This window comes from Paraburkholderia phenazinium, from assembly GCF_900141745.1.
GTDB lineage: Bacteria > Pseudomonadota > Gammaproteobacteria > Burkholderiales > Burkholderiaceae > Paraburkholderia > Paraburkholderia phenazinium_B.
In genome coordinates this window covers 412,686-435,804 of the sequence record NZ_FSRM01000002.1, presented here as the reverse complement: position 1 = coordinate 435,804, position 23,119 = coordinate 412,686, and the positions used below count along the sequence as shown (strand labels likewise).

Below are 23,119 nucleotides of genomic sequence, written 5' to 3'. Positions count from 1 at the left end.
CGCGGATGACACCGGCCGTCTCGACGCACAACCGATCGGCAAATACGGAGAACTGCGATGCATCGTTTTATCGTCATTGGTGGAGGTGCGGGAGGACTGGAACTGGCGACGCGTCTTGGCGATCGCTATGCCTCACACAAGTACAAAGGCCAGGAGCGTGTGCAGGTCACGCTCGTCGATCGCAATCCAACCCATATCTGGAAGCCACTGCTGCACGAAGTGGCGGCCGGCAGCATGGACCCGTTCACGCAGGAACTCGCCTATGCGGCGCAGGCGCGCTGGCATCACTTCGAGTTTCAGCAGGGCGAACTGAAGAGCCTTGACCGCGCGGCGAAACGCATCACACTTGCGGCCGTGATGGATGACGAGGACGGTGCGGAACTGCTGCCGCAACGCGAACTGGAGTACGACACGCTGGTGATTGCCATCGGCAGCACCACGCATTTCTTCGGCGTGCAAGGCGCGCCGGAATACTCGCTTGCGCTCGATACGGTGAGTCAGGCCGAGCGCTTTCGCAAACGCCTGATCGCGGCCTGCGTGCGTGCGGAGCATCAGGCGCACGAGCTGGTGGAGTCGACGCCGGACGCGACGACCCCGTCGACGGAGCCGCGCATTCAGGTGGCGATTGTCGGCGGGGGAGCGACGGGCGTCGAATTGTCAGCGGAATTGCGCAACACCGCTCAGGTGTTGTCCGCGTATGGACTGCATAAGCTCGATCCGCGCCACGACGTCGGCATTGTGCTGATCGAGGCGGGGCCGCGGATCTTGCCGGCCTTGGCGGAGCGCGTGTCGACCGCGACCGCGGAACTGCTGACGAAGCTGGGCGTAAAGCTGATGACCGGCGAAACCGTAGCCGAAGTCGCGCCCGGAGTGGTGCGAACTGCCAGTGGTAAGGCGATTCGTGCCGATCTGACGGTGTGGGCAGCGGGCATCAAGGCTCCCGCGATCCTGAGCCAGCTCGACGGCCTGCCGGTCAACCGGCTCGGCCAACTGGTCGTGCGCCGCACGTTGCAAACCGAAACCGACGACAACATTTTCGCGCTTGGCGATTGCGCCGCTTGCCCGTGGCCGGGCAACGAACGCAACGTGCCGCCGCGCGCGCAGGCCGCTCACCAGCAGGCGAGTTTCCTGCTGACGGCGCTGGCAGCGCGGCTCGAGAATAAGCCGCTGCCGGAGTTCACCTATCGGGACTTCGGCTCGCTCGTTTCGCTCGGGCATTTCAGCGCGGTGGGCAACCTGATGGGCGGGGTGATCGGCGGCAATATGCTGATCGAAGGTCTCTTTGCGCGCTTTATGTATATGTCGTTGTACCGCTTGCATATTGCCGCGCTGCACGGGTACGCCCGCATGGTGCTCGACACCTTTGCGCATTGGCTGCGTCGTACGACGCTGCCGCGGGTGAAATTGCACTGAGGCTGGGGCAGAGGGCGGCTCGAGGCCGCCATTCGGGCGCCAGACGGACATCAGGCAAGCCACTGCAAGAGGATGCGCACGAGCGTATCCTGTGGCCTTTGCCTCGTCCGTCACCGCCGTTCACTGCCCATCACTCAAGGAGTGCCGCATGCTGAAGCCCGAAGTCGACAGCCTGGTTCCACACGTCCCCTTCAATCGACGCACCTTCATCAAGGCCGCACTCGGCAGTGGATTTGCCGCTGCCGTGTTGCCGGTGTCTGCTCAAACCATCCATACCGATAGCGATGGGCTCGAAGCCGGCGAAATCGCCGTGCATTCCGGCGACACGCTGGTGCCGGCCTATCGCGCGCAGCCGGCGGGCACGACGCACTTGCCGGTGATCATCGTCGTGCACGAGGTTTTCGGCGTGCATGAACATATCTCCGATGTCTGCCGGCGCTTCGCCAAGCAGGGCTATCTGGCGATTGCACCGGACCTCTATGTGCGGGAAGGCGATGCGTCGGTGTATCCGACGATCCAGCAACTGAGCGAGCAACTCGTTAGCAAGGTTCCCGATGAGCAGGTGCTGGCCGATATCGATGCGACGGTCGCGTGGGCTGGGCAGAACGGTGGCGACCTGAACCGGCTCGGCATCAACGGCTTCTGCTGGGGTGGGCGGATTACGTGGCTGTACGCCGAACACAATCCGCGCGTGAAGACGGCGGTGGCGTGGTACGGCCGGGTGGCCGGCGATCACACGGCAATGACGCCCGAGAATCCGATCGACCGCGTGGCCGATCTCCATGCGCCCGTGCTGGGCCTCTATGGACTACAGGATCAGAGCATTCCGCAGGACACCCTGGCGCAGATGAAGCAACTGATTGCGCAGGGGCCGGAGGCAGGGAGAGGCTCGCAGTTCGTCGTCTATGACGATGCGGGGCACGCGTTTTTTGCGGACTACCGGCCGAGCTACAAGAAGGTCGACGCCGAAGATGGCTGGCGCCGCGCGCTGGTCTGGTTCAAGCAGCACGGGGTATAGCGTCGGCGTTGCCGGTAAGGGTCGGTAAGGCGCGGCGGATGACGGCGGGCATGCTGCGCGCCCGCCATCCGCCATCTGCTCTTACGGGTTCGGCCCGGTCGCAACCGGTCGTGCCGGATTGGAACTCCATTCACTCCACGATCCCGCGTAAAGCGCTGCGCCATGCAGACCCGCGACCTCCATGGCCAATGCGTTGACACAGGCCGTCACCCCCGAGCCGCATTGCAGCACGACGTGATCGGGCGCGATGCCCGGCAACAGCGCCTGGAATTCTTCTCGCAGTGAATGAGCCGGCTTGAAGCGGCCGTCGGCCGTCAGATTGTCTTTGAAGAAGCGGTTCAACGCGCCCGGGATGTGTCCACCGACCGCGTCGAGCGTTTCGTTCTCGCCGCGATAGCGATCCGCAGCGCGCGCGTCGATCACCACCCGCTCGTGCGTACTGAGATTGCGCTCCACCGCCTGCACGTCGAAGGTGACCGCGAGCGGCGCGCCCGCCTTGAAATCACCAAGGCTTTGCGGCGCAACATCTTGTGACAGCGCGTAACCCGCTGCCTGCCAGGCCTGCAGCCCGCCGTCGAGCAGCGCGACCGCGTCGTGCCCGAGCCAGCGCAGCAGCCACCAGGCGCGCGCGGCGTACATGCCGCCTTGCGCGTCATAGGCAACGACCTGCTGACCCTGCTTCAGGCCGAGTGCGGCCAGCGCGGCGACCAGCGTGGCGCGGTCCGGCAGTGGATGGCGGCCATTGGCGCCGGTCTTCGGGCCCGACAGATCGTGGTCCAGGTTCAGATACTGCGCACCGGGCACGTGGCCCTCGGCATAGGCCTTTGCACCGGCTTCGGGATTGGCCAGATCGAAACGGCAGTCGATCACGAATACGCTGCCGGGCGCAGCGGCGAGCCGTTCCGCGAGATTCGTCGCGGAGATCAACGTGGTGTAATGAGTGTGCGGCATGACGGCTCCTCTGTCGGCCGGAGTGAGCGCTTTAGCGCTTACCCCGGTCCCATGCAAGATAGTTGCGGAACGGACGACTTCGGTGCGTGCAGCGGGGACATGTAGCGATGCCCAAGCCGCTCAACCGACTGATGTGTTAAGTCTAAACAAAAAAAGACGGGCCGAAGCCCGTCTTTCCATCAATGCTATCACCGCGTGCGCCATATGACGCTACCGGTCAGATCGTGCCGAGCTCTCGGCGCAGGAACTCGTGGAAGTGCTGCATGCCGTCTTCCATCGGGCTCTGATAAGGGCCAACCTGCGACTCGCCCCGCTCCATTAACGCGCGGCGGCCGGCGTCCATCCGCTCGGCAATTTCGTCGTCTTCGCGGGCCGTTTCCATGTAGGCGGCGCGCTCAGCCTCGATGAACTCACGCTCGAACAACGCGATTTCCTCGGGGTAATAGAACTCCACGACGTTGGTGGTTTTCTGCGGACCGCGCGGAATCAACCATGAAACGACCAGCACGTGCGGATACCACTCGATCATGAGGCCCGGGTAGTACACCATCCAGATTGCGCCGAAGTCGGGGGCTTTGCCCTCGCGGAAGCGCAGCACCTGATCGTGCCACTTGCGATACGTCGGGCTGCCCGGCTTTTCGAGTCCCTTGTGGACGCCGACCGTCTGCACGCTGTACCACTCGCCGAATTCCCACTCGAGGTCGTCACAGGAGACGAAGCTGCCGAGGCCTGGATGGAACGGCGCGACGTGGTAGTCCTCGAGGTAGACCTCGATGAACGACTTCCAGTTGTAGTTGCACTCGTGGACTTCGACATGATCGAACATGAAGTTCGAGAAGTCGAAGTGCTGCTTGGTGCCCAGACGTGCCAGATCTTTGGCGACGTTGCGCCCTTGCGCTTCGAACAGCAGCCCTTGCCAGTTCTGCAGCGGCGTGGCGCCGAGATTCAGGCAGGGGTTGTCCGCAAAATGCGGTGCGCCGAGGAGCTGACCGTTCAGATCGTAGGTCCAGCGGTGCAGGGGGCAGACGATGTTCTCCGTCTGGCCGCGGCCGTTCAGCATGATGGCTTGCCGGTGGCGGCACACGTTCGACAGCAGTTCGATTTTTGACTGCTGGTTACGGACGAGCACACGCCCTTCGCTCTCGCTGGGCAAAGCAAAATAACTCCCCGCATCTGGCACCATGAGTTCATGGCCGATATAGCGAGGACCTTTCTTGAAAAGGGTTTCGATTTCGCGCGTTAGAAGCGCTTCGTCAAAGTAAGCCGTGACTGGCAGCTGGCTGTGAACAGACCGCAACTGCAATGCATTGCTCAGATTGGACATTCCCACTCCCGATGAAGACGTGAAAGCAGTGAACAACCCAACCATCGAAGATTCGATTTAGGGAGCCCGCGATTATACCCGTTTCCCCTTGCTTGGGGCGACTAAGTGTCTGATTTGGGTCAAAATTGTGAAGATGGTTCACTCCTTTCGTCCGAGCAAAAAGGATTTTTTTCTGTCACGCTCTGGTTGAGCCGTAAGGGGAGCAAGCGGGGCGGAGGGCGTCGAGCGGATCGGATAAGTCGCTTTTGCCGTAGAATGTCCGACTTGTTTTAATTTTGCGACCATTCATGGCGAAGACCGCATCGAAGGACACCGCTGCAACACCTGAGGGCGTCGACAGCACGCCGCTGCCCGAGAATTACGAAGCGGCGCTGGCGGAGCTGGAAGGGCTCGTTGCGCGGATGGAAGGCGGCAGTCTGAGTCTGGAGGAATCGCTGTCCGCGTACCGGCGCGGCGCGAGCCTTGTGACGTTTTGCCAGCAACAACTGGAAAAGGTCGAGCAGCAGGTGCGGGTCCTCGACGGCGAGACCCTCAAACCGCTGCCCATGAGTGGCGCAGGCACAACCGCTACAGAGAGCGGGGACGACCTATGACTTTCGAACAATGGATGCACTCGGTACTCGAGCGCGTCGAGACGGCACTCGGACACTACTTGCCGGAGCCGGCCGTCGAGCCGGCACAACTGCACGAAGCGATGCGCTATGCAGTGCTGGGCGGCGGTAAACGGGTGCGCCCGTTGCTTTGCCACGCCGCCGGCGAGCTGACCGGCGCTCGTGTCGAATGCCTCGACGCGGCCGCGGCAGCGCTGGAGATGATCCACGTCTACTCGCTTGTGCACGACGACATGCCCTGCATGGACGACGACGCGCTGCGTCGCGGCAAACCCACGGTGCATGTTCAGTATGATGAGCCGACCGCGCTGCTGGTCGGCGACGCGCTGCAATCGCAAGCTTTCGTTACGCTGACGGCCGACGTGCTGCCGCCGGCGCAACAGGCGGCGCTGGTGCGTGAGCTGGCACTGGCGAGCGGTTCGATCGGCATGGCTGGGGGCCAGGCGATCGATCTGGCGAGCGTCGGTCACACGTTGACCCGGCCGCAACTCGAAACGATGCACCGCATGAAGACCGGCGCGCTGCTGCGCGCTTCGGTTCGCATGGGGGCACTGGCGGGCGAAGCGCCTGGCGCGGACGCAATGCGTTCGCTCGACGCCTACGCGGCCGCTGTGGGTCTCGCGTTCCAGGTCGTGGACGATATTCTCGACGTCACGACCGATTCCGCGACGCTCGGCAAAACGGCAGGCAAAGACGCGAAGGACGGCAAGCCGACCTACGTGTCGATTATTGGGCTCGAGGCGTCGCGCGAACTCGCCGCGCAACTGCGCACCGACGCCCACGCTGCAATCGCGCCGTTTGGCGCGCGGGCGCAGCGTCTTGCCGAACTGGCTGACCTGGTGGTGAACCGGGTGAGCTGAACGCGAAAGCCCGCCGCCGCGCATTTGCTACGACGAATGCGTGAATGAAGTGCGGGCGCGTAAGTTTTCCTACAATGGAACGACGATGTACGACTTGCTGAAAACCATCGACGACCCGGCTGACCTCCGCCGCCTCGATCGCCGCCAATTGCAACCGCTTGCAGACGAGTTGCGCGCCTACGTGCTCGACAGCGTCTCCAAGACGGGTGGACACCTGTCGTCCAATCTTGGCACGGTCGAACTGACGATTGCGCTGCACTATGTGTTCGACACGCCGCGCGACCGGATCGTCTGGGATGTCGGCCATCAGACCTACCCGCACAAGATCCTGACCGGCCGCCGCGACCAGATGCACACGCTGCGTCAGTACGGCGGCATCTCCGGTTTTCCGCGCCGCGACGAGTCGCAGTACGACACGTTCGGGACGGCCCACTCCAGCACGTCGATTTCCGCGGCGCTCGGCATGGCCGTCGCCAGCAAGCTGCAGGGTGAGGGCCACATGGGCATCGCCGTGATCGGCGATGGCGCGATGACCGCCGGCATGGCCTTCGAGGCAATGAACAATGCGGGCGTCGAAGACGACGTTCCATTGCTCGTCATCCTCAACGACAACGACATGTCGATTTCGCCGCCGGTGGGCGCGCTCAATCGCCATCTGGCGCGTCTGATGTCGGGCCGTTTCTACGCTGCCGCGCGTGCCGGTGTGGAGCGCGTGCTGCGCGTCGCGCCGCCGATGCTCGACCTCGCCCGCAAGCTCGAAGAGCACGCGAAGGGCATGATCGTGCCGGCTACGCTGTTCGAGGAATTCGGTTTCAACTACATCGGCCCGATCGACGGTCACGACCTCGACTCGCTGATCCCGACGCTGCAGAACATCAAGGAACTGCGCGGTCCGCAATTCCTGCACGTCGTGACGAAGAAGGGTCAAGGGTACAAGCTGGCCGAGGCCGACCCGGTGCTGTACCACGGGCCGGGCAAGTTCAATCCGGCGGAAGGGATCAAGCCGGCCACTGCGCCGTCGAAGAAGGCCTACATGCATGTCTTCGGCGAATGGCTGTGCGATGCGGCTGAGCTCGACTCGCGCGTCGTCGGCATTACGCCGGCCATGCGCGAAGGTTCGGGTCTGGTGGAATTCGAAAAGCGCTTCCCGGACCGTTACTTCGACGTGGGCATTGCGGAGCAGCATGCGGTGACGTTCGCAGGCGGCCTCGCCGCCGACGGTATGAAGCCGGTCGTGGCAATTTATTCGACGTTCCTGCAGCGCGCTTATGACCAGTTGATCCATGACGTCGCCTTGCAGAATCTGCCGGTGGTCTTCGCGATCGACCGCGCGGGTCTCGTTGGGGCAGACGGTGCCACACACGCAGGCGCATACGACCTGGCGTTCCTGCGCTGCATTCCGAACATGACCGTCATGGCTCCGTCTGACGAAAACGAATGCCGTCAGATGCTCCACACGGCGTTGCAGCAGCCGGGGCCGACGGCAGTGCGCTATCCGCGCGGCGCTGGATCGGGTGTGGCGACTGTCAAGCAGATGACGGCTCTTCCTGTCGGCAAGGGCGAAGTGCGTCGCGAGACTGCGCAGCCGGCCGGCAAGCGGATCGCGATTCTGGCGTTCGGCACGATGGTCGCACCGGCGCTCGCCGCAGCGGAGCAACTGGACGCGACGGTGGCGAACATGCGCTTCGTCAAGCCGCTGGATGCCGAGCTGGTACGCCAACTTGCGGAGTCCCACGACTACGTCGTCACGGTCGAAGAAGGCTGCATCATGGGTGGCGCGGGTTCGGCCTGCGTCGAAGCCCTGCTCGCCAGTGGGGTTATGCGTCCCGTACTACAATTGGGCCTCCCCGATCGCTTCATCGATCATGGGGATCCGGCCAAGCTGCTCGCGGAGTGTGGCCTGGATAGCGCGGGCATTGCCAAGTCGATCCGCGAACGCTTCATGGATCACGCCACGGGCGCCGCAGGCAAGTCCGTCAAGCGCGTCGCGTAAGAGAGAGCCGGCGAGCGAGCCGCAAGGCCGAGCCGGGCGCCGGGTGTGCAGGCGCTATTGCGGCTATAGCAATCTCCAACTTGAATCGATGGGCCTGCGGGCCCATCATGCAACGCCGGCACGAGCCGGCGTTCGCCGTTGCGTGGGTCGTTCCGCTCGGCCGCTGAGGAAAACAACATGAATCAAATGAATCCCGCTTTTGTGATGCCCGACGTGCAGAGCACCGTCGACACCCGCCAGATCCCTATTCAACGGGTTGGCGTGAAGGCCGTGCGTCATCCGCTGACGGTGCGCACACAGGGCGGCGATGTGCAGCCGACGGTTGGCACGTGGAACCTCGACGTCCACCTGCCGGCCGATCAGAAGGGCACGCACATGTCGCGTTTCGTGGCGCTGCTTGAAGAGAACAAGGCTCCGCTGGAGCCGTCGACGTTCCGCAAGATGCTGGCCGCGATGCTCGAGAAGCTCGAGGCGGAAGCGGGCCGTATCGAAGTGTCATTCCCGTACTTCGTCAACAAGACCGCACCGGTGTCGGGCGTGCAAAGTCTGCTGGACTATGAAGTAACGCTGACGGGCGATACCCGCAACGGCGTGACGCGTGTGTTCCTGAAAGTGCTCGTGCCGGTGACGAGCCTGTGCCCGTGTTCGAAGAAGATCTCGCAGTACGGCGCGCACAATCAGCGCTCGCATGTGACGATCAATGCCGAACTGTCCGATGACGTGCCGGCGGAAGACTTGATTCGGATTGCCGAGGAAGAGGCGTCGTGCGAGTTGTGGGGCTTGCTGAAGCGGCCTGATGAGAAGTTCGTCACCGAGCGCGCATATGAGAATCCGAAGTTCGTCGAAGACCTGGTGCGTGATGTGGCGCAGCGTCTGAATGCGGATACGCGGATCGTAGCGTATGTGCTCGAGGCTGAGAACTTCGAATCGATCCACAACCACAGCGCGTATGCGGTGATTGAGCACGACAAGCGGGCTAGCTAGTTGCGCGCTTTGCTTTGATGTGAAAACGGCCGCTTTAGCGGCCGTTTTCAATTGCGATGTAACGCGCCCTTGGGCAATTCCTCTTTTAGCGCGCGAGTGAGGTCAGATCCCAACGCGGTTTCACCGTGAACGCGTAATCCTTGCCCGATTGTGCCGGCCAGCGCTGCAGGCGCAGCGCGCCCGCTAATGCAATCATCGCGCCGTTGTCGGTGCACAGCGATAGATCCGGGTAGTGCACATCGAAGCCACGCTTCTTTGCAGCCGCCGAAAGCGCTTCACGCAACTGCCGGTTCGCGCCTACGCCACCCGCGACCACCAGCCGTTTAAGCCCGGTCTTCCTGAGCGCGGCCAGTGACTTGGCGGCGAGCACATCCACCGCAGCATCGACGAACCCGCGCGCCAGGTCAGCCTTGGCCTGTTCACAGATATTTGCGCCGCCAAGTTTTTTCACATTCGTCAGTACTGCGGTCTTGAGGCCACTGAAGCTGAAATCGAGATCACCCGAGTGCAGCATTGGGCGAGGTAGCACCACGGCCCCAGGCGTGCCGAATTCCGCCAGCCGCGAGACTTCCGGTCCACCCGGATAACCGAGCCCGAGCAGCTTCGCGGTCTTGTCGAAGGCTTCGCCGGCGGCGTCATCGAGTGTCTCGCCGAGCGTCTCGTAGACGCCTACATCCGACACGCGCATTAACTGCGTGTGGCCGCCGGAGACGAGCAAGGCGACGAACGGAAACGGCGGCGGTTCGTCGACCAAAAGCGGCGATAGCAAATGCCCTTCTAGGTGATGGATGCCGATGGTGGGTTTGTCCCACGCCATGGCGAGCGCATTGGCGATGCTGGCGCCGACCAGCAGCGCGCCAGCCAGCCCAGGCCCTTGCGTGTAGGCGATCGCGTCGATTTCAGTGCGCGCCGTGCCGGCACGCTCCAGCACTTCTTCGAGCAGCGGCAGCGCGCGCCGGATATGGTCGCGCGACGCGAGTTCCGGCACCACTCCACCGTACTCCCGGTGCATCGCAATCTGCGAATGCAGCGCGTGCGCAAGCAGGCCGCGCTCCGTGTCGTAGAGCGCGAGTCCGGTTTCGTCGCAGGAGCTTTCGATGCCGAGAACCAGCATGTTCAGGTGCCCGAAAAGTAAAAAAGCAAGCCTTAAAGTATAGCAGTGCGGGGCAGGGGCCGCAGGTACAATGCGCGCCATGGAATCCTTCGATATCGCGGTCATCGGCGCGGGCGCGGCCGGCATGATGTGCGCGGCGGTGGCCGGGCAAGTCGGCCGCCGTGTCGTGCTGATCGACCACGCGCCGCGCCTCGCGGAGAAAATCCGCATCTCCGGCGGCGGCCGCTGCAACTTCACGAATCTGTACGCGGGACCGGCCAACTACCTGTCGGCGAATCCGCATTTCTGCCGTTCGGCGCTCGCGCGCTACACACCACGCGACTTCATGGCGCTGCTCAAGCGCCATCACGTGACGTGGCACGAAAAGCACAAAGGCCAGCTGTTCTGCGACCAGTCGAGCGACGCAGTCATCGAGGTGCTGAAAAACGAGTGCGACGCCGGCGGTATCGCGTGGCGCAGGCCGCTTGCCGTCGAGCAGGTGCGGCACGATGCAACCACGGGCTATACGCTCGATACGCACGCCGGAGCGATCCGCGCTCGTGCGCTGGTGGTGGCAACCGGCGGTCTGTCGATTCCGAAGATCGGCGCGACGGACTTTGCTTACCGGCTGGCCAAGCAGTTCGGCCATAAGCTGATCGACACACGTCCGGCTCTCGTGCCGCTAACGTTTGCGGCAGCCGATTGGGATCCGTTTGCGGCTCTATCTGGCGTCTCGCTCGAGGTGCGGATCGAGACCGGCAGCAAGAAAACCGGTGCGGAATTCGTCGAGGATCTGCTGTTGACCCATCGCGGCCTGTCCGGCCCAGGTGTGCTGCAGATCTCGAGCTACTGGCAGCCAGGTGAGCCGATTCACGTCAATCTGTTGCCTGAGCAGGACGCCACCGCCGCGCTGCTGGAAGCGAAGACCAGCACAAAACGTCAGATTGCCAACCTGCTCGCCGAATGGGTGCCCGCCCGGCTCGCCCACGTCTGGCTGGAAACGCACCAGATTCCCGCAGACGCGCGCATTGCCGATCTGCCTGACAAGACGCTGCGCCGCATCGGCGAGGCGCTGTCGCGCTGGACGCTTACCCCGAACGGCACCGAAGGCTACCGCAAAGCCGAGGTCACACGCGGCGGGATCGATACGCGCGACCTGTCGTCGACCACCATGATGAGCGCCCGGGCACCGGGCCTGTACTTTATCGGCGAAGCGGTCGACGTCACGGGCTGGCTTGGGGGCTACAATTTCCAGTGGGCGTGGGCTTCCGGCGTGGCCGCGGGCCAGGCCGCCGCAGAGTACGTGAAGGGGGCTTGACGCGGACGTGTCTTTGTGAGAAAGGTTTGCTATAATCCTCAACCTTTACAAAGTTCCGTTATTGCAAAATGACGATCATCCGCGTAAAAGAAAATGAGCCTTTTGAAGTCGCGATGCGCCGCTTCAAACGCACGATCGAGAAGAACGGCCTGCTGACCGAACTTCGAGCGCGCGAATTTTACGAAAAGCCTACGGCTGAGCGCAAGCGCAAGAAGGCATCGGCGGTGAAGCGCCACTTCAAGCGGCTGCGCAGCCAGATGCTGCCAAAGAAGTTTTACTGATTCTGACGCCGCTGCGGGTCCTACGGAGCGGCGGCACGTAACCGGTGGCGGCGCTAAACGCAGCCCCGTTCGGACAACCTGGCCGTGAGGGCCATCCTGGTCAAGCCGCATCTACTCCGCGAATTCGCGCCAACCCGCTTGAGGAAGCAGTCCCAAGCGGGTTTTTGTGTTGATGCACCGCGCATGGCCAGATCTTTTTACATTCCAACGCATTCAGGTGAGTAATGAGTCTCAAGGATCGGATCAACGACGACATGAAGGCCGCCATGCGGGCCCGCGAAACCGAGCGTCTCGGCACCATCCGCCTGCTGCTCGCCGCGATCAAGCAGCGTGAAGTCGACGAGCGCATCGTGCTCGACGACGCTGCTATCACCGCGGTCATCGACAAGATGATCAAGCAGCGCAAAGACTCCATTAGCCAGTTCGAAGCGGCCGGCCGCACGGATCTGGTCGAGAAGGAGAGCGCCGAGCTCACCATCCTCTCCGCGTACATGCCGGAGCAGCTGTCGGACGCGGAAATTGCAGCCGAAGTGCAGGCTGCGGTCGCGCAAACCGGCGCCGTCGGCCCGCAGGACATGGGCAAGGTGATGGGCGTCCTCAAGCCGAAGCTCGCAGGCCGCGCCGATATGACCGCTGTGTCCGGGCTGGTCAAGGCTGCGCTGGCGAAGTAATTCGGCTTTTCCGGTGTTTTTGCGGTCTGTGCGGTCTGCTTCTGGACGGGCTGGCCGCGCAGCCTTCAGGTTTTAAAGGTAGCCCCCCCCACTGTGATTCCGCATTCGTTCCTGCAGGATCTGCTGAACCGCGTCGATATCGTCGACGTGGTCGGTAAGTACGTGCAACTGAAAAAGGGCGGCGCCAATTTCATGGGGCTGTGTCCGTTTCATAACGAAAAGAGCCCTTCATTTACGGTTAGTCCGACTAAGCAGTTCTATCATTGCTTTGGCTGCGGCGCGCATGGCACGGCGATTGGCTTCCTGATGGAGCATGCCGGTTTGACGTTTCCCGAGGCGGTCAACGATCTGGCGCAGTCAGTGGGCCTGACGGTGCCGCAGGAGCCGTCGCCGAATCAGGGCGGTGGGGGCGGCGGTTATGCGCCGGCGGTTTCGAAGGCCGTCACAACGGCGCTGTCCGATGTGATGCAGACTGCATCCGATTTTTACCGCAAGCAGTTGCGCGGCGCGCCCAACGCGATCCAGTACCTGAAAAAGCGTGGTTTGACGGGCGAGATCGCACTCCGGTTCGGGTTGGGTTACGCGCCTGACGGCTGGCAGAATCTGGAAACCGCGTTTCCTAACTATCGGGACGACGCGCTGGTAGAGTCAGGTCTGGTGATCGTCAGCGAAAAGGCGGACGCACAGGGCCAGAATCGCCGCTACGACCGCTTTCGCGAGCGGATCATGTTCCCGATCCGCAACGTTAAAGGCCAGGTGATCGGCTTCGGCGGCCGGGTGCTGGACGGCGGCGAGCCCAAGTATTTGAATTCGCCGGAAACGCCTCTATTTAACAAGGGCAGCGAGTTGTACGGGCTGTTCGAGGCGCGTCTGGCGATTCGTGAACAGCAGTACGTGCTGGTGGTCGAAGGGTACATGGATGTGGTCGCGCTGGCTCAATTAGGGTTCCAGAACGCGGTCGCCACGCTGGGTACGGCTTGCACGCCGATTCACGTGCAAAAATTACTGCGTCAGACGGATACAGTGATTTTTAGCTTCGACGGCGACTCGGCGGGCCGCCGCGCGGCGCGCCGGGCGCTCGACGCCTGCCTGCCGCACGCGGCGGACAACCGGACCATCCGCTTCCTGTTCCTGCCCACGGAGCACGATCCGGACAGTTACGTGCGGGAGTTCGGCACAGAGGGATTTGCCGAACAGGTGGAGCGGGCCATGCCGCTGTCGCAGTTCATGCTGAACGAAGTGCTGGCCGGCAAGGAGCTGGACCAGCCGGAAGGCCGGGCGCGCGCGCTGTTCGACGCGAAGCCGCTGCTGCAGGCGTTGCCGGCCAATGCGCTGCGTGCGCAGATCATGCATATGTTCGCCGACCGGCTCGACGTGCCGTTCGACGAGGTGGCGGCGCTATGCGAGGTCGATTCCCGGATCGCCGCGGCCGCGCGCCAGGCGCCGGCCCGCAAAGACCGCCGCAGCGTGACCGGAATCGAGGAAAAAACGCTCCGTAACCTGGTGATGCATCCGCGGACGGTCGCGGTGCTGGACGAGGAGGCCGAGCAGGCGCTGCTGACGATTACGCGCCACGGCGAGCTCTTTGAGGAAGTGGCGACGCACGCCCGCGCGCTCGGCGATGCGGCGGAGTTCCAGTTGCTGTCTGATCTCTTGCGAAACGGCGCTAACGCCCCGACTTTCGAGGAAATCTTTCGCAAAATTCTGGACTATGATGAAAACGTTCGGGATTTGTTGCTGAAGGACCCTACGGATGCGGCCGTTATTGAGGAACGGCGCGAGCAGGAACGGATTGTCGGCGAAGAGCTGAAGGCCGCAATCCTGAAGATGCGCTATGACGCCTATTGTGAGCGGCTCGAGCAACTTTCGCGTCAATCGAGGCATACCGCCGAGGAATTTGCCGAACTGACGGATCTGAATCAGAAACGGGCTGACATGAAGCGTCAGCTCGGGCTGTAAGAAGGGTGGGCTGAGGCCGAGTGCTACAATAAAAGGTTTTCAGCGGTTTGTTTTCCAGGCAAAAGGCGAAAGGCGATTGCAATGGCAAAGACTACAGGCGGAAAGAAAGGGACAGGCACGGGCTCCGAGGAGCCAACCATCAAGGTCACAGGGGCCAGGTCCGCTTCCTCCGCGAAAAGAGCGTCTGCCGCAAGCGTTACGCCGGATGTGAGGAAGAAATCCTCGACTACTTCCGCCGCGAAAGCGGCGTCGGTGAGTACGGCGAAAGCCGCCACGCCGGTTGCGAAGCGGCCGAGTGCCAGAAGCGCAAGGGAAGCCGTTGCCGCCCAGGACGATGCGGTAACGCGCGAGACTCCAGTATCCACGGTTCCGCCGGCTGTTGTCCAACAGCCGCGAGTCGAGACTACAGCCGGTACGGCGAACTCCATGACGAAAAAGCTGAACGAAGTATCCGTCGATGACGACGCAACCCCGAGCGAGGAAACTACTGCAGCTCCGGGCAAAGGCGAAAAGGCCAAGGCACGCGACCGCCGCGCGAAGGAAAAAGCGCTGCTGAAAGATGCTTTCGCATCCACCCAGCCTGGCACCGTCGAAGAACTCGAAGAGCGCCGCTCGAAACTGCGCGCGCTGATCAAGCTCGGCAAGGAGCGCGGCTTCCTGACGTACGCCGAAATTAACGACCACCTCCCGGACAACTTCACCGAGACCGAGGCGATCGAAGGCATCATCAGCACGTTCAACGACATGGGCGTGGCCGTCTACGAGCAGGCGCCCGATGCTGAAACGCTGCTGCTGAACGACAATGCCCCGGCGGCCTCGTCTGACGACGAAGTCGAAGAGGAAGCCGAAGTTGCGCTGTCCACGGTCGATTCCGAATTCGGCCGCACCACCGACCCGGTCCGCATGTACATGCGCGAAATGGGTACGGTCGAGCTGCTCACGCGCGAAGGCGAAATCGAAATCGCGAAGCGGATCGAAGACGGCCTGAAGCACATGGTGATGGCCATCTCCGCGTGCCCGACGACCATCGCCGACATCCTCGCGATGGCTGAGCGCGTCGCGAACGAGGAAATCCGTATCGACGAACTGGTCGACGGCCTGATCGACGCCAACGCGGAAGACGCGGATGGCTTCTCCGTGCAGGAAGCGGAAGCGATCGAGAGCGAAGAGGAAGAAGTCGAAGAGGGTGAAGAGGAAGACGAGGAAGACGACGATGGCGCGGCGCAAGCCACTGCCAACGCAGCGCAGATGGAAGCGTTGAAGCGTGCCTCGCTCGAGAAGTTCGCCCTCATCAGCGAATGGTTCGACAAGATGCGTCGTGCGTTCGAGAAGGAAGGCTACAAGTCGAAGTCGTATCTGAAGGCTCAGGAAACGATCCAGAACGAGCTGATGACCATCCGCTTCACCGCGCGTACCGTCGAGCGTCTGTGCGACACGCTGCGTGCTCAGGTGGACGAAGTGCGTCAGGTCGAGCGTCAGATTCTGCATACGGTGGTCGACAAGTGCGGCATGCCGCGTGCCGAGTTCATCGCGCGTTTCCCGGGCAGCGAAACGGATCTCGAGTGGGCCGACAAGATCGTGACGGAAGGTCACGCGTATAGCGCGATTCTTACGCGTAACATTCCGGCGATTCGCGAACAGCAGCAACGCCTGCTGGACCTGCAGGCGCGCGTCGTGCTGCCGCTGAAGGACCTGAAGGAAACCAACCGTCAGATGGCGGCTGGCGAACTGAAGGCGCGTCAGGCCAAGCGTGAAATGACCGAGGCCAACCTGCGTCTCGTGATCTCGATTGCGAAGAAGTACACGAACCGTGGTCTGCAGTTCCTGGACCTGATTCAGGAAGGCAATATCGGCCTGATGAAGGCCGTGGACAAGTTCGAATATCGTCGCGGCTACAAGTTCTCGACGTACGCCACCTGGTGGATCCGTCAGGCCATCACGCGTTCGATTGCGGACCAGGCACGTACCATCCGGATTCCGGTTCACATGATCGAAACGATCAACAAGATGAACCGTATTTCGCGTCAGATTCTGCAGGAAACCGGTCTCGAGCCGGATCCGGCAACGCTGGCGGAAAAGATGGAGATGCCGGAAGACAAGATCCGCAAGATCATGAAGATCGCGAAGGAGCCGATCTCGATGGAAACGCCGATCGGTGACGACGACGATTCGCATCTGGGCGACTTCATCGAAGATACGAACACGGTTGCCCCGGCCGACGCAGCGCTGCATGCGAGCATGCGCGATGTCGTGAAGGACGTGCTGGACTCGTTGACGCCGCGCGAAGCGAAGGTGTTGCGTATGCGCTTCGGTATCGAGATGAGCACCGATCACACGCTCGAAGAAGTCGGTAAGCAGTTCGACGTGACGCGTGAACGGATCCGCCAGATCGAGGCGAAGGCGCTGCGCAAGCTGCGTCACCCGAGCCGTTCTGACAAGCTGAAGTCGTTCCTCGAAGGGAACTGATCGAGGAGCAGCCGGCTACTGATGCGGATATAGGGGCTTTCGGATCGTTTTGCTCACGCGGAGCGGTCACGGAAGCCCCTTTTTCGTGTAGTATGTCGGCCAATCAGCGAATAGGCCCGGCCTCTGTTTAGACCGGGTCTTTTTGTTGGTTTCGCATCATCTCAGGGCCGGACGCCGTGCTGGTTGCAGGCAGCGGACTCATAATCCGCCTCCGAAAGGACACCGTGGGTTCGACTCCCACCCGGCCCACCAAGGCTTTCAGCCGTTTTTCATACTTCGTAGCGACTTCAACGATTCCTTCCAGGCTACACATAGGCTACGGCAGATCTAGCACGCAGCCTGGCCCCACCGACTGTGCGATCATGCTCTTCCCACGATTGCATGCCGCGCCGATGCAGCCGGTCGAATTCCTCGCCGTTCTCAAGAGCCTTCCAGCCTAGCCCGCTGACGGCGACGCACATTGCCTCGCTACTCGAAACCCTCAGACCTATTCTGAGGCGACCCCCGGCATCCTTGTCGAAGTAGCGTGGCATGAGCGACGCCGAACATTCGCCAGGGCGAAGATCGGCAACACTTTATGCCAGATGGATGACTTGGCTTGGCTTGTCGAATCTGGTCGTGTGTCGCGATGACTTTCGCGCACGGAAGACGTCTGGTTACGAGCGGCGAGCACATGTTCGCATGGGAGTCTATCAATGGAAGCGAAGATCAGGCTGCGCGATATGCAAATCGTCAGGACCGCGAAGGTTTTCAGGGTTCTCGGAACGATCGGTTATAGCCGCCGATTGATAGAAGGAATCGAACGCACTCGCTCAGGAGCCGCGATTTTCGGATGCATGCTGGGATACAGACGCAGCTTCCGAACGCTTGACGAAGCCGAAAGGGCAGTCAGACCCTATGCGAAAGGAGGCCATGAACATCCCGTAAATTCGGCCTTGCAGTTCGAGCTCAACCAGTTCGAGCTCAACCGCGTGGCCAAACCCAGTGACTACGCCGCCTTCTATTACCTCCGCGACCGGATCCCTTGCATAAAAAAGATCTTCGATATGGGTGGCAATGTTGGCAATCTTTACTATCGCTATCGAGATTATTTGCCCCTGAGACCGGACGCAATCTGGACTGTGTACGATCTGCCCGATAATATCCTGCGCGGGCGGGCATTGGCCAGCGAGAAGAACGTAGACAACCTTCAATTTACCGATGACCTGCAGCAGGCCGAAGGCCTTGATTTATTGATTGTGAGCGGGGCTCTTCACTACTTCGACAAACCATTGCCGGAGTTCATTGAAAATATCAAACAACGTCCAAAATATATCTTGATAAATCGATCACCGCTGACAGAAGGCCCAGAATTCGCTGTCGTTCAAGATTATGCGGGAATGATTCGTGTCGCTTGCAAGGTTTACAACCGTTCGAAACTCGTTGCTGATTTCAAGCGCCTCGGCTACGAGGTGCTGGGTGAATGGCAGGCGGCAGAACTCGGGCTCACCGTCGTAGATCGCCCCTCCTCGAGTGTAGGAGCTTATACAGGCCTATGGCTTGAACAGCTGTAGCCGGAAATTGAAGGGGATGTAAGGGCGGACGGCTTCAGCCGTTTAATCGTGAAGGGTTGGGCGGGGTCGTGCAGCCGCCACGCTACAGCCGAAGCAGTCAGCCGCTGTTCCGGCTGACGTTGCTGCCTTTTACAGATGGCGAACAGGCCCCTTTGAGGGGCAAGCCATCGAAAGCCACCGGCTCTGACGGTGGATCGTTACTTTTGAGGACCGCTAACTGACACTTCACACTCTCTCGCAAATCCTGGCGCGATGAGATCGTAAGTTATCCATCAATGGGGGCATCGTTGCAAATCGCCATCGTCATTCCTTGCTACAACGCCTCCGCGTATGTCGACACTACGTTGCAGACGGTAACGTCACAGACGCATGACGAGGTTGAAATCCTGATCGTCGATGACGGCTCATCGGACGATACCGTCTCGAAGGCTCGGGAGCACCTCGAGGGTTGCCGCCATCGGTGGACGATTCTCACGCAGCCCAACAAGGGGGTTAGTGCTGCCCGCAACCTGGGATGGCAATCGACGACAGCAGACTGGATTCAGTTTCTGGATGCCGACGATTTCCTGGCTCCTACAAAACTGCAGCTTCAGTCGATCGCCTGCCGGACTGCTGATCCGGGTGTCGCCTATGTGATGTCGCGATGGGAAGAGGTCATCGTCGAACGCGATGCTGCGCGAAGGGTTCGCCTCGCCGAGTGCTCAGCGTTTTCTTCACAGCCGAGCGAACTGGAAATTCTCGCCAAGGGACCTCTAATACATTTGGGCCAGAGCGTATTCAGAAGACAATGGATCGCGGATGTGGCCGGCTTCGACGAGAATATCAAGGTAGATGAGGACCAGGACTTTCTGCTAAAGCTCGCGAAAAAAGGCGCAAAGGTTTTGACGGTCGAGAGCGCAGACCCGCTCTTCGCGTGGAGACAGCAACCACACCGCCGTCTTGGGCTCCGGGGAGCGCGCTACAACGCCATAGACCTCACAGAACAATATATGGAGAACTTCTTCAGGATCACTGAGGGACACCGGCATTCTTTAGACATGCTGTCGGAGGACGATCAGGAAATGCTCAAGCAACGCCTCTCGTCATACATGCGGCTGTTGTATCGATACGATATCGGGGCGTTCCGGGCCCGCCTCGCACAACTCAACCAGATGTTCGGACGCTTCCTGCCCTTAAGTCCATCCTATCTCAAGGCATTGTCGCGTTTCGTTGGTTTCGAACGAGCAGAGGATGTCGCCTCAATATACCGGCGTGGCAAAGCCATGGCCGGAGTCGGCGTCGAATAGATTAACTCTGGTCGACCAGACGCGCAAAAACGCGTTGTGATCTAAGGACAGCGGGATTGTGTGGATCCAGTGGCCGATGCCCGGTCTTGTGGCGGCGCCTGATTCTCCATGAAGGGCCGTATTTCTGCGAACGGGGCTGGCTCCGTCAACAAAGGCTGATTTTCGCCTAGCAAAAAGCGGGTGAAGAATGCAACAACGTAGCGATTGATCTCGGACCAGGTCTTCGCCCTGTTGATTGCAGTTCTGTCGAATGCGGCCTTCCATGGGGGCTTCGCGAGCTTGTCCGCGAAATCATCATGTACCGTACCCTTTACCGTGAAGGTCCAGTTGTTCGGGAGCGTGGCCTGGCGAATCTGGTGCGCAACTGACTCGACCGTCAGCACCGAGTTGATCCGCGTGGCGAAGTCACTATGCAGGAGTTCCTCGCAAGTCGGATAGGTCCAACCGCTATAGAACATCATGTAAGGCACCTCGACATTGCCGCGTTCAGGGCGGCCATACAAGGAGCCGTCGAAATTCACGACGGCCTTGATGCGTCGATCGTCGCTACTCATCTGCGCTGCCGTCGCGCCTCCGAACGAGAACCCGACGGCACCGACTTTCGCCATATCCACACGTTGTCCAAACACCGGAATATTCTGAAATGCGTCGATGATGGCAGAGCCCGATTTCGCCGCCAGTTCAGCCCGGAGGGCTGCGACGGGGCGATAAGCCTCGAAGCTTTCCATCGAATCGCCGGGGATCTCCGATGCCTGAGCTGTGCCCTCTCGTCCGGGAAGACGAGGGGCGTGCACGATGTCGTCCACCGTAGCGACGACGAAACCATGGCTCGCCAGATTTGCTGGCGTAAATGTGCTCTGTTGGCGAACACTGAACCATGATGGAAAGTAAATGATGAGGGGATATTTAGCACGGGCCTCGGACAGCTTTCCATTTCGCGTGAACGGCGGCGAGGTAGGATGTCCGACTGATGCGATCCACCGCAGAATTGAGCGCCCCATGCCATCGCCGGGCGCCTGCGCGGGGTACCAGATATCGACCGGAAGCGAAGGGCCGTCGCTCCCCGTTTTCACATCAACACTGGCGAAGCCGACGGCATAGGGCCCCTCCAATCGGGGCCTGTCTGTGTCGAGGAACATCACGGCGCGGATCATTTCCTTCGGGTCGACAAGCCCTGCATACCAGGCGACGCCAATCACCGCCGCGACCACGAGCGCGACAAGACCGGAAGCGGCAAGAGCCCAAGAAGAAGGCGTTCCAGAGATCATGCGGATGCCTCGTCGCTGTTAGAAACCTGGGGAAAGGGACGTGTCCATGTCGATTCCAGGGGAAGCTTCCTCCGCGATGGCCTTATTGGTCCAAGCTTCGCCGATCGATTCTATCAACTGTTTACCCTTGGCCGTTGGCGCTTCGGTGGTTCGGTCCGGAATGCTCCATCGCGACAGAAGCCTGTATCCAAGGGCGTCTCGTGCCCGATCCAAATCTGCAATTGTCGTCACTTGGCAGGGAATGCGGCCGCGCCCTAAGGATTCAAGCGTGTAGAAGGCGCTGCCCTTGGAAATGGCATCCTTGGTATTTGACACCCAGATGATCTCCGAGATCCGTGTGGTAAGCCACCCTCGGCGTTTGAAGTCCATCGTGAAGAACATTACCGGTCAATCGAAGGACCGTTCCGGCTACTTCAAGGCCGTGCATTGGCCTCGATTTGGTCAAGCGCTCACGCAATTGATTGCCTATGGCCGCCGAGCCCGCACTGCTGAATAACTGGTCACGCATGCCGGGAACCTCAGCCACGACCAGGTTGCTCGCTACCTCCGAGCGCGATCACAAATCCGCTTGGCACGAGGAAAATGTCTACACCGAATTCGCCGAATGTGCGCTGGCAGAAACCCATTTCATCCATCAACAGTCCCTCATTCTCTCCTCACTTTCATCGACCAGAATGCATGTCAACCGATGCAGTCAATGCGCTGCGCCGGAGGTCAAGGAGAAAGACATGAAAGGGATTCGCCAGGCGGTAGTCGCCGCCGTGTTAAGCGTCGGCCTCGTGAGTGTTGCCGAGGCTCATGTATTCGTCGGTTTGAGCGTCGGAGTGCCGGCGGTGCCAATGATGCCGATGGTGGCCGCGGTGCCCGTCGCGCCCGTGGCGGTCTATGCACCGCCGCCTGCGCCCATCTATTACGCGCCCCCTCCGCCCGTGTATGCGCCGCCCGTGGTCGTCGGTTATTACGGCCGCCCGGGCGGATGGTATGGGCACTATGGATATGGATACGGCTACTGGCGCTAATGATCGGACGCGCGGCGCAACGTCCTCTATCCCCGTTCGCCGCTTTTCGCGTCCTCAATTGCAGCACATCAGTGACGCGCGAATGAATCGATCGCACGCGCCAGTGCGACCGGGTATTGATACATCATCGCGTGTCCCGCGTGCTCAACCAGCAGAAGATGAGCATGCGGCAATAAGTGCGTGAGCGCCAAGGCGTTCTCTTTGGCGACGACGGCATCGTCGGTTCCCGACAGCACTAATGTATCGATACACACCGAGCGCAATGCATCAGCGGCTGCATCGTCCGTTTCCCACTCTTTGAGCGAGGCGGATTGGCCATCCGTAACCGCGTTGGAAATGGCGGATGACTGGTAGCCGGACGGCTTGAACATATCCTTGGCGAAGCACCGTTCGGCGTCTTGTACGCTTGGTGCCGGGAACAGAACGGCCATGATGTCGTTGAACGTGACGCCAGGGCTGCCCGCCAGTTTCGCCATGACATCCGCAGGCACCGGCGAGCCGGCTCGGCCCGGCGCCAACGCACTCATCAGCACCATTTTGCCGATCGCCTGGGGCTTGTCGATCGCGAGTTGCTGCACGATCGAGCCGCCCATCGACCATCCGACGACCGTCGCATGCTTTAGCGCCAACGAGTCGATCAATGCGGCAGTATCGCTCGCCATGTCGTCGATGGTGAAGTTCGACGCGTCCGGCATCGAACGTCCGATGCCACGATTGTCGAAGACGATGACGTCATGGTGTTTCGCGAGTTCGGCGAGAAACGCTGCGTCCCATTCGGACACCGTCGCGCGATAGCCGGTGACGAGCAGAAGCGGACTGCCATGACCAAACCGGTAGTAGGAGAGCGGACCGCGTGGTGTGTTCGCGATCTGTTCGTGATGACCTGCATAGATCGATGACGTAGCAGACGGCGCCACGCACGCCGCTTCATGCGGATAGCTCACGGTTCGCGCGTGAGCGGCGGCTGACAGCGCGACACACGCCAATGTAATCGCGAGTGCCGTGGATCTTAGCGGCTTGTTCATATGGACGCTCCTTGACTCGATGATGA

Annotated in this window: 20 protein-coding genes and 1 tRNA gene; 15 read left to right on the top strand and 6 right to left on the bottom strand. The window is 61.1% G+C overall.

Annotated elements, in window-relative coordinates:
• Positions 1–57 precede the first annotated feature (57 nt).
• A complete protein-coding gene (locus BUS06_RS22040; protein ID WP_074266558.1) occupies positions 58–1,413 on the top strand; it encodes an NAD(P)/FAD-dependent oxidoreductase in 1,356 nt (451 codons plus the stop codon).
• A 148-nt stretch (positions 1,414–1,561) separates the two neighbouring features.
• Positions 1,562–2,431: a dienelactone hydrolase family protein gene (locus tag BUS06_RS22035; protein WP_074266557.1), complete on the top strand. Its 870-nt coding sequence runs from the start codon at positions 1,562–1,564 to the stop codon at positions 2,429–2,431.
• An 81-nt stretch (positions 2,432–2,512) separates the two neighbouring features.
• Here the strand turns inward: BUS06_RS22035 and BUS06_RS22030 are convergent, their stop codons facing one another.
• The gene (locus BUS06_RS22030; protein WP_074266556.1) at positions 2,513–3,382 is read right to left on the bottom strand and encodes a sulfurtransferase; all 870 of its coding nucleotides are present in this window, start codon (positions 3,380–3,382) and stop codon (positions 2,513–2,515) included.
• Between the two features lie 217 nt (positions 3,383–3,599).
• The gene (locus tag BUS06_RS22025) at positions 3,600–4,706 is read right to left on the bottom strand and encodes an aromatic ring-hydroxylating oxygenase subunit alpha (RefSeq protein ID WP_074266555.1); all 1,107 of its coding nucleotides are present in this window, start codon (positions 4,704–4,706) and stop codon (positions 3,600–3,602) included.
• Positions 4,707–4,993: 287 nt separating this feature from the next.
• Between BUS06_RS22025 and BUS06_RS22020 the strand changes: the two genes are divergently transcribed.
• The 4 genes from BUS06_RS22020 (at position 4,994) to folE2 (ending at position 9,154) form a co-directional block, all read left to right on the top strand.
• The gene (locus BUS06_RS22020) at positions 4,994–5,299 is read left to right on the top strand and encodes an exodeoxyribonuclease VII small subunit (RefSeq protein ID WP_074266554.1); all 306 of its coding nucleotides are present in this window, start codon (positions 4,994–4,996) and stop codon (positions 5,297–5,299) included.
• Complete coding sequence (locus BUS06_RS22015) at positions 5,296–6,177, top strand: polyprenyl synthetase family protein (RefSeq protein WP_074266553.1); 882 nt, start codon at positions 5,296–5,298, stop codon at positions 6,175–6,177. Before BUS06_RS22020 ends, BUS06_RS22015 begins: the two co-directional genes overlap by 4 nt.
• A gap of 85 nt (positions 6,178–6,262) precedes the next feature.
• The gene (dxs, locus tag BUS06_RS22010) at positions 6,263–8,170 is read left to right on the top strand and encodes a 1-deoxy-D-xylulose-5-phosphate synthase (RefSeq protein WP_074266552.1); all 1,908 of its coding nucleotides are present in this window, start codon (positions 6,263–6,265) and stop codon (positions 8,168–8,170) included.
• 177 nt (positions 8,171–8,347) lie between these two features.
• Positions 8,348–9,154 carry a GTP cyclohydrolase FolE2 gene (gene folE2, locus BUS06_RS22005; protein ID WP_074266551.1) on the top strand — a complete coding sequence of 269 codons (807 nt, stop codon included), beginning with the start codon at positions 8,348–8,350 and terminating at the stop codon, positions 9,152–9,154.
• Positions 9,155–9,239: 85 nt separating this feature from the next.
• On the opposite strand, the gene tsaD is transcribed toward folE2, so the two are convergent.
• The gene (tsaD, locus tag BUS06_RS22000) at positions 9,240–10,268 is read right to left on the bottom strand and encodes a tRNA (adenosine(37)-N6)-threonylcarbamoyltransferase complex transferase subunit TsaD (protein ID WP_074266550.1); all 1,029 of its coding nucleotides are present in this window, start codon (positions 10,266–10,268) and stop codon (positions 9,240–9,242) included.
• Positions 10,269–10,347: 79 nt separating this feature from the next.
• Between tsaD and BUS06_RS21995 the strand changes: the two genes are divergently transcribed.
• From BUS06_RS21995 to BUS06_RS21955, 8 genes are all read left to right on the top strand, one after another.
• Positions 10,348–11,565, top strand: a complete 1,218-nt coding sequence (locus tag BUS06_RS21995; protein WP_074266549.1) for a BaiN/RdsA family NAD(P)/FAD-dependent oxidoreductase — start codon at positions 10,348–10,350, stop codon at positions 11,563–11,565.
• A 68-nt stretch (positions 11,566–11,633) separates the two neighbouring features.
• Positions 11,634–11,846 (top strand): 30S ribosomal protein S21, encoded by a 213-nt coding sequence (gene rpsU, locus BUS06_RS21990; protein WP_074266548.1) that lies wholly within the window; start codon positions 11,634–11,636, stop codon positions 11,844–11,846.
• A 224-nt stretch (positions 11,847–12,070) separates the two neighbouring features.
• Positions 12,071–12,517, top strand: a complete 447-nt coding sequence (locus tag BUS06_RS21985) for a GatB/YqeY domain-containing protein (RefSeq protein WP_074266547.1) — start codon at positions 12,071–12,073, stop codon at positions 12,515–12,517.
• 93 nt (positions 12,518–12,610) lie between these two features.
• The gene (gene dnaG / locus BUS06_RS21980; protein ID WP_074266546.1) at positions 12,611–14,476 is read left to right on the top strand and encodes a DNA primase; all 1,866 of its coding nucleotides are present in this window, start codon (positions 12,611–12,613) and stop codon (positions 14,474–14,476) included.
• Between the two features lie 81 nt (positions 14,477–14,557).
• A complete protein-coding gene (rpoD, locus tag BUS06_RS21975) occupies positions 14,558–16,942 on the top strand; it encodes an RNA polymerase sigma factor RpoD (protein WP_074266545.1) in 2,385 nt (794 codons plus the stop codon).
• Positions 16,943–17,106: 164 nt separating this feature from the next.
• Positions 17,107–17,194 (top strand) — tRNA-Ile (locus BUS06_RS21970).
• A gap of 443 nt (positions 17,195–17,637) precedes the next feature.
• Positions 17,638–18,495 (top strand): methyltransferase, TIGR04325 family, encoded by an 858-nt coding sequence (locus BUS06_RS21960; protein ID WP_074266543.1) that lies wholly within the window; start codon positions 17,638–17,640, stop codon positions 18,493–18,495.
• 287 nt (positions 18,496–18,782) lie between these two features.
• The gene (locus BUS06_RS21955) at positions 18,783–19,781 is read left to right on the top strand and encodes a glycosyltransferase family 2 protein (RefSeq protein ID WP_167379417.1); all 999 of its coding nucleotides are present in this window, start codon (positions 18,783–18,785) and stop codon (positions 19,779–19,781) included.
• 41 nt (positions 19,782–19,822) lie between these two features.
• On the opposite strand, the gene BUS06_RS21950 is transcribed toward BUS06_RS21955, so the two are convergent.
• A complete protein-coding gene (locus BUS06_RS21950) occupies positions 19,823–21,049 on the bottom strand; it encodes an alpha/beta hydrolase family protein (RefSeq protein ID WP_074266541.1) in 1,227 nt (408 codons plus the stop codon).
• Between the two features lie 18 nt (positions 21,050–21,067).
• Positions 21,068–21,364, bottom strand: coding sequence for a class I SAM-dependent methyltransferase (locus BUS06_RS21945; RefSeq protein WP_143787631.1), 297 nt, complete (start codon positions 21,362–21,364; stop codon positions 21,068–21,070).
• 413 nt (positions 21,365–21,777) lie between these two features.
• On the opposite strand from BUS06_RS21945, the gene BUS06_RS21940 reads away from it, so the two are divergent.
• Entirely contained in the window at positions 21,778–22,068 is a 291-nt protein-coding gene (locus tag BUS06_RS21940) for a hypothetical protein (RefSeq protein ID WP_074266539.1), read from the top strand.
• A 68-nt stretch (positions 22,069–22,136) separates the two neighbouring features.
• Here BUS06_RS21940 and BUS06_RS21935 read toward each other — a convergent pair whose 3' ends face one another.
• A complete protein-coding gene (locus tag BUS06_RS21935) occupies positions 22,137–23,093 on the bottom strand; it encodes an alpha/beta fold hydrolase (RefSeq protein ID WP_074266538.1) in 957 nt (318 codons plus the stop codon).
• Positions 23,094–23,119: the final 26 nt, after the last annotated feature.